Origin of the sequence: Aneurinibacillus sp. REN35 (genome assembly GCF_041379945.2) — a bacterium.
GTDB lineage: Bacteria > Bacillota > Bacilli > Aneurinibacillales > Aneurinibacillaceae > Aneurinibacillus.
The window spans coordinates 177065-183610 of record NZ_JBFTXJ020000008.1; the positions used below are offsets into that span (position 1 = coordinate 177065).

Sequence of the window (6546 nt, forward strand, 5' to 3'; positions counted from 1 at the left end):
TAATCAAAAGTAACGGCTACGCTATGAGGGATCGCAGCCTTCTTCCTCCATGATTCTCTGGAAACGTTCCCATAGTTGATCTGCCCGCCCCTCTCTAGCATCGCGCAGAAAATCATCGGCAAGCAACGCCTTGAGCATGCGCCGACGCTGTGCTAGGGATTGGGTGTGCTGCTGTATGATCTGACGCGCTTCGCTAAGAAACTCGACATACATCTCATATGCTTCATCATATGTATCTGCCAGCTCACAAGCAATCTTACGAGATAATCCCGGGCTTGCACCATCCGTAGATACAGTCAGCAGCAGCTTACCCCGCCGCACATGTGCCGGGTTAGAAAACGAACTTATATCCGGACGATCTGCTATCGTAATCAATTGCCCTGGCTTCATCGCTTCATAGACCCGTAGGTTTACATCGGACTGATTTGTGGCGGCAAAAATCAGAAAAGCATTCTGCAGATCCTGTGGATCAAAGAGTTTTGCACGCCAGCTCACCCGTCCTTCTTCCACCCATGCATGAAGGCGATCGGTGAGCTTTGGACTAACAATCAAAACCGATGCGCCCGCTTCGAGCAAAACGAGCGTCTTTCGTTCGGCAACTTGACCTCCGCCAACAATCACAGCTCGCATACCGTTTACCTGCAGCATAACAGGATACGAATGACTACTCATCGGTATTCCCCCTTACTTTACAGGAAGAGACAGTTCCATAATATCATACAGCTTGCGCATATCGAGATGTGCCCGCACAAGCTCCGCCAATGCTATATAGCTCTCTTCCCGCCGCTCTGCTTCAGTCTGAACACTTCCCTCTACAAGCGGGCGGCCCATGCGCTTTCGAATATGATTGAGCCACGCACGGGTGAACATACGGTTATGGAATATTCCGTGCAGATACGTACCCCATACCCGCTCATCTTCGGTAATCGTGCCGTCCGTATGCCCATCCCCAAGTGAAAATAGCGGTCTACTCCCCGCCTCCCGCATGGTTTTGCCGAGATGAATCTCATATCCACTCACCTCCTCCTCGCTTGCAAACGAGGTGGCACATACACGCCCTGCTACACGCAGCGTACGCTTACCCGCAGAAAACGTTGTCTGAATAGGAAGCAGGCCCAATCCTTCACTGTAGAAGTGCGTCGACTCGATTCCATTCGGATCATGCAGCTCCCTGCCCAGCATTTGATAGCCGCCACAAATCCCAACAATGTGTGCTCCATTCCGTACAGCTTCCACAATCAATTCGGCCAGACCCGTTTGCTTAAGCCACTGCAGATCATCTGTCGTATTTTTGGTGCCGGGCAATACGATCATATCCGGATGATTCCACTCTGCTGCGGATGCAATTAAGCGAATCTTTACTCCAGGTTCATCATACAACGGATCGACATCTGTAAAGTTGGAGATGCGTGGCAAGCGAATGATTGCGATACTAAGCGCCCCTTCCACTTCGTCCTGCTTCTTCAGTCGAAGGGTGGATAATGCCAGCGAATCTTCGGCATCAATTCCGGTGTCCGCATACGGAATCACACCAAGTACCGGGATTCCTGTATGCTCTTCCAACCAATCAAGCCCCGGCTTCAATAGAGAGAATTTTCCGCGAAATTTATTGATAATAAATCCTTTCACTCGTGCTCGCTCCTGTTCATCGAGCAGCGCAAGCGTTCCGACAAGCGAGGCAAACACGCCGCCGCGATCAATGTCTGCGATCAAAAGTACAGGCGCATCCGCCAACTCGGCCGCCTTCATATTGGCAATATCACGATCCTTTAGATTAATCTCCGCCGGGCTTCCCGCCCCTTCCATCACGAGTACTTCATACTCCTCGGCCAAGCGATCTAGTGACGCCCGCAGAATCGGTAGCGCCGTCGGAACATATTCATTTCTATATGCGCCAGCGCCCATATCGGCATAATGCTCCCCGCGCACAATCACTTCCGCAATCATATCCTGCTTTGGCTTAAGCAGGATCGGATTCATATCTGCTGTTGCTTCCACCCGGCATGCCTCAGCCTGAACCCCCTGGGCTCGGCCAATTTCTTTTCCATCTCTTGTAATATACGAGTTTAATGCCATATTCTGCGATTTAAACGGAGCAACCTTCCATCCGTCTTCATATAAAATGCGGCAGAGCGCGGTACATAACACGCTCTTGCCTACATCTGATGATGTACCCTGCAGCATAATCGCCTTCATCTATTCTCCCCCTGTCTGGTTATTGAGGACGGGCTGTTGCGGAATTCGGGTTGCGGCGCGGCATAAAAAATCCAGCCGCAAAGGATAGGGCCGCTACGACAACCATAACAAGAAATACATTATGCAGCGCATACGCCAAGCCTTCCCGCATGGAAGCAAGCAGTTCGGCTGACAGATGAGCCGCTGCCTCTGGGTTAAGCAGCTGATTCATATCTCCTTCGCCCGCTTTAATCCCTTCTCTTTGCATATAACGTACAATAACAGCATTAAACAACGTGCCGAATGCGGCAATCCCAATCGTCTGTCCAAGGGTACGAACGAATGAATTGGAGGCCGTTGCTGCTCCGCGTAGTTTCCAATCCACCGCGGATTGTACGGTAACGGTAAATACCGTCATCGAAAGACCGAACCCAAGACCTGCAACAAACATAATCACTACGATCACAAAATGCGGTGTATCCATCCCAATCAACGCAAGCCCTAGTGACGCAAGCGCAATGACCGCAAGCCCGATCAGCGCTGTATTGCGTACTAGGATACGAACCATGAGCCTTCCGCTCATAATGGCGCCGAGCAGCCAACCGATCGACATCGGCGTTAGCGCTAACCCGGAGCTGGTCGCTCCCGCTCCGTATACACCTTGAATCCACATCGGAAGATAAGCGGTAATCGCAATCAATACCGCGCTAACAATGAAGGAAACAAGATTGGATACAGATATTTCACGAATCGTAAAAATCTCAAGCGGAAGCATCGGTTCAGGAGACTTCTTCTCAATCCAGATAAAGAGAACCAAAAAGACCGCCGCAATGGCGAACAGCCCGAGAATCACTGGCGAGCCCCACGCATACTCCTGTCCTCCGGTCAAAAAAGCATACAGCAGTGCCGTCACTCCTATAGTAAATACAGCTGCACCTGCATAATCAATATGCTGTTTCTTCTTCTCAAACGACTCATCAAGAGACAGCCATAGCATAACGATGGCAATCAGCCCAAACGGCACATTCACAAAGAAGATCCAGTGCCACGAAAGAACATCAACAAAAAAACCGCCGACCAGGGGTCCAACTATGCCCGAAATACCCCAGACGGAGCTGAACCAGCCCTGAATCTTCGCACGCTCTTCAAACGAATAAATATCACCGATGATCGTAAACGTTACCGGAAGTACCGCGCCGGCACCAATCCCCTGAATCGCCCGATAGAAAATAAGCGCCTCCATGGACTGTGCCAAGCCACACAAAGCCGATCCGAGCAGGAAAACGACCGTTCCCACAGTAAAAATAATCTTGCGGCCGAATAAATCGGCAAGCTTTCCATAGATCGGAGTGGTAACAGATGTTGTCAGCAAATAGATGGCAAACACCCAGCTAATCAGCTCTAATCCCCCTAAATCGCTAACAATTCGGGGCATAGCCGTACTGACGATTGTTACTTCAATTGCTGCAAGAAAAGTGGCGACCAGCATCGCAATTGTTACATTTTTTCGGTTGGTTTTCATACGCTTCTCCCTCTTCTTTACTCTACCTACTAGTTAAGATGGCAAAGGAATTTACTGTTGGTAGCGTATAAGATTTCCAACCTAAAAGTCAATTTATAAACTATAGGCCTAATTCATCGAACGTTGCCATCTCGTTCAGCATACCAAGTGCGGCAGTAAGAAGCGGGAACAGAAGTACCGCACCGGAGCCTTCACCCAGCCGCATCTGAAGGTGCAGTACAGGAGATAGCTTTACATAATCAAGTGCAGCTTGATGTGCCGGCTCTTCTGATAAATGGGACGCAAATAGATAGGCCAGCGTTACAGGACAGATCTCGTAGGCAATCAATGCCGCTGCACCCGCAATCACACCATCCACAATAACAGCCATGCCGGATGCTGCCGCACCAAGCGCTACACCGACCAGCCCTGCGATCTCAAGCCCGCCGACACGAGCAAGCACATCCACAGCATCACAGCTCGTACGCCAGTTTTTGTCGAGACCGTTAATGGACAGTGCCTGTTCAATAATGGCAGCTTTCATCCGTCGCTTCGTCTCATCAATTCCGGTTCCTTTACCTGTCAGCTCATCTACGGGACGGCCCGTTACAGCTGCAATTAATGCCGTACTCGGCGTCGTATTGCCAATGCCCATATCGCCAAGTGCAACGGCCTTATATCCTTGTTGTGCAAGTTCTTGGACAATCTCGATTCCTACTTCAATGGCGCGCAGTGCCTCTTCTCTACTCATGGCTGCACCATGTGCCATGTTCTTCGTACCTGGCGCGATCGTGTAATCCCGAATCCCCGAAGGTGTTTGTCCGACGCTTCCTACATCGACGACGACGACCTCCGCTCCCACTTGACGTGCGAATACATTAATCGCAGCACCGCCACGCGTAAAATTCCCCATCATCAGACCCGTCACTTCCGCAGGAAACGCACTGACGCCTTCTGCTGTCACACCATGATCCCCACACATAACAACGACCGACTTTTTGTCCATGACAGGCGCTGTGGTGCGCTGAATACCCGCCAGACGTACAACCATTTCTTCAAGTGTTCCCAAGCTTCCCGGCGGCTTGGTCAGATTATCTACACGCTTTCGAACCACTTCCATGCTTCCTTCATCCGGTACAGCAATTCCGTTCACCGTCTCTGTAAGCAACATGCCCATTGTTTTTTCCATCATTTCATCCTCCTGTTTCCTCTATAAGAATGCAGAGAATAGCTAGGACGCAACAGGGTAAGCCTGCACACTGGGCTATGTACGAATGTACAGCAAAAAAGCCCAGGTCTAAGAAGACCTGGACTTTCCACATCCGGTTCTATGCTACCTGTTCCTCGAGTAATTCGCTGCAATAGGCAGGTCTCCTGGCTCCCGGATCTCAGCCATATGCCGTCAGCCTTCCCAAGCATCGTCGTAGCTCAGTGACTGACAGCGGCTCCCCGGATACAGTGGCGGGCCCGCGTCGTTTCTTCCCTATTCTCCTCATAATGAGGCACCTATTGCGTCCTATACATATCTATAAAATAGCATACAACTCTTTCTTTACTTTTTCAACACTTGATAAATCCTCTCAATGGCCCAATCCAAATCTTCTTTTGAGATAATGAGCGATGGAGCAAAACGGATCGTCGTCTCATGTGTTTCTTTACACAGCAGACCCAATTCTTTTAACGCTTCACAATACGGGCGGGCTTCTTTCGTTAATTCAACGCCGATAAACAGACCGCGACCGCGCACCTCTTTAATAAGCGGATTATTGATTTGCTGTAATTTCTGCTTAAAGTATTCACCCATCTCCAATGAGCGCTGGACAAGCTTCTCCTCTTCTAGCACGTCAAGAGCTGCAATCGCAACGGCGCAACCGAGCGGATTTCCGCCAAATGTAGAACCATGCGAACCCGGTTCGAAGACGCTGAGAATTTCTTTATCAGCAGCCACTGCAGAAATTGGGAATACTCCACCACCCAGCGCTTTTCCCATAATATACATATCCGGCTTCACATCTTCCCAATCCGAAGCAAACATCTTGCCTGTGCGTCCAAAGCCGGTTTGAATTTCATCTGCGATAAACACAACATTATGTTCTTTACACAATGCACGCGCCTGTTTTAAAAATCCTTCTGGTGGCATGACAATGCCTGCTTCCCCTTGGATTGGCTCTACCATAAAAGCGGCTGTATTTGGCGTGATCGCCTGTTTAAGCGCTTCAATATCACCGTAAGGAATGATGCGAAAGCCCGGTGTGAACGGACCGAAGCCGCGCTTGTACGCTTCATCAGACGAGAATGAGGTGATCGTAGTCGTGCGCCCGTGGAAATTACCTTCACATACAATAATCTCCGCCTGATTTTCCGGCACCTTCTTCACATCATACGCCCAGCGGCGCACCGCTTTCACAGCAGTCTCCACCGCTTCCGCCCCCGTATTCATCGGCAAGATCATATCTTTTCCTGTGAGCGTAGATAGCTTCTCATAAAAGTCACCCAGTTGGTCATTGTGAAACGCGCGGGATGTGAGCGTGACTTTATCAGCTTGATCCTTTAGCGCTTGGATAATTTTTGGATGACGATGCCCTTGATTAAGTGCAGAATAGGCACTCAACATATCCATATATTTGTTGCCTTCCGGATCTTCTACCCATACGCCTTCCGCCTTAGCAATAACAATGGGCAGCGGATGATAATTTTTTGCCCCGAACCGTTCTGTTTTCTCAATAATTCCGGACGTTTTTGTTGTTGAAGTTGAACCGCTCATGTTGATTCCTCCTTTTTTCGCTGCTTCTATAGAATCTCAGACGAGAGTTTGGGCTGTGTGAACTGAAGCAGATAGTCCGGACCGCCTGCTTTGGAGTCGGTGCCTG

5 protein-coding genes and 1 riboswitch are annotated in these 6546 nt (G+C 49.8%); all 5 genes read right to left on the reverse strand.

All coding sequences use genetic code 11. The features are described 5' to 3' along the window. Window positions 1–21: 21 nt before the first annotated feature. The 5 genes from AB3351_RS15980 to AB3351_RS16000 all read right to left on the reverse strand — a co-directional run bounded on the left by AB3351_RS15980 (window position 22) and on the right by AB3351_RS16000 (window position 6440). Window positions 22–672: a precorrin-2 dehydrogenase/sirohydrochlorin ferrochelatase family protein gene (locus AB3351_RS15980; protein WP_371148148.1), complete on the reverse strand. Its 651-nt coding sequence runs from the start codon at window positions 670–672 to the stop codon at window positions 22–24. 12 nt (window positions 673–684) lie between these two features. Next, window positions 685–2196, reverse strand: coding sequence for a cobyric acid synthase (locus AB3351_RS15985; protein ID WP_371148149.1), 1512 nt, complete (start codon window positions 2194–2196; stop codon window positions 685–687). A 19-nt stretch (window positions 2197–2215) separates the two neighbouring features. After that, the gene (locus tag AB3351_RS15990) at window positions 2216–3697 is read right to left on the reverse strand and encodes an MDR family MFS transporter (protein ID WP_371148150.1); all 1482 of its coding nucleotides are present in this window, start codon (window positions 3695–3697) and stop codon (window positions 2216–2218) included. 100 nt (window positions 3698–3797) lie between these two features. Beyond that, window positions 3798–4868, reverse strand: a complete 1071-nt coding sequence (cobT, locus tag AB3351_RS15995; RefSeq protein ID WP_371148151.1) for a nicotinate-nucleotide--dimethylbenzimidazole phosphoribosyltransferase — start codon at window positions 4866–4868, stop codon at window positions 3798–3800. A gap of 155 nt (window positions 4869–5023) precedes the next feature. Then, a riboswitch (cobalamin riboswitch) is annotated at window positions 5024–5201 on the reverse strand. Window positions 5202–5228: 27 nt separating this feature from the next. After that, on the reverse strand, window positions 5229–6440 hold the full coding sequence (locus AB3351_RS16000; protein ID WP_371148152.1) for an ornithine--oxo-acid transaminase: 1212 nt from the start codon (window positions 6438–6440) through the stop codon (window positions 5229–5231). Window positions 6441–6546: the final 106 nt, after the last annotated feature.

Excerpts from the sequence above, each read along its gene's own strand:
- AB3351_RS15980 (WP_371148148.1), bottom strand. The coding sequence starts at position 672 with ATGAGTAGTCATTCGTATCCTGTTATGCTGCAGGTAAACGGTATGCGA.
- AB3351_RS15985 (WP_371148149.1), bottom strand. The coding sequence starts at position 2,196 with ATGAAGGCGATTATGCTGCAGGGTACATCATCAGATGTAGGCAAGAGC.
- AB3351_RS15990 (WP_371148150.1), bottom strand. The coding sequence starts at position 3,697 with ATGAAAACCAACCGAAAAAATGTAACAATTGCGATGCTGGTCGCCACT.
- cobT (WP_371148151.1), bottom strand. The coding sequence starts at position 4,868 with ATGATGGAAAAAACAATGGGCATGTTGCTTACAGAGACGGTGAACGGA.
- AB3351_RS16000 (WP_371148152.1), bottom strand. The coding sequence starts at position 6,440 with ATGAGCGGTTCAACTTCAACAACAAAAACGTCCGGAATTATTGAGAAA.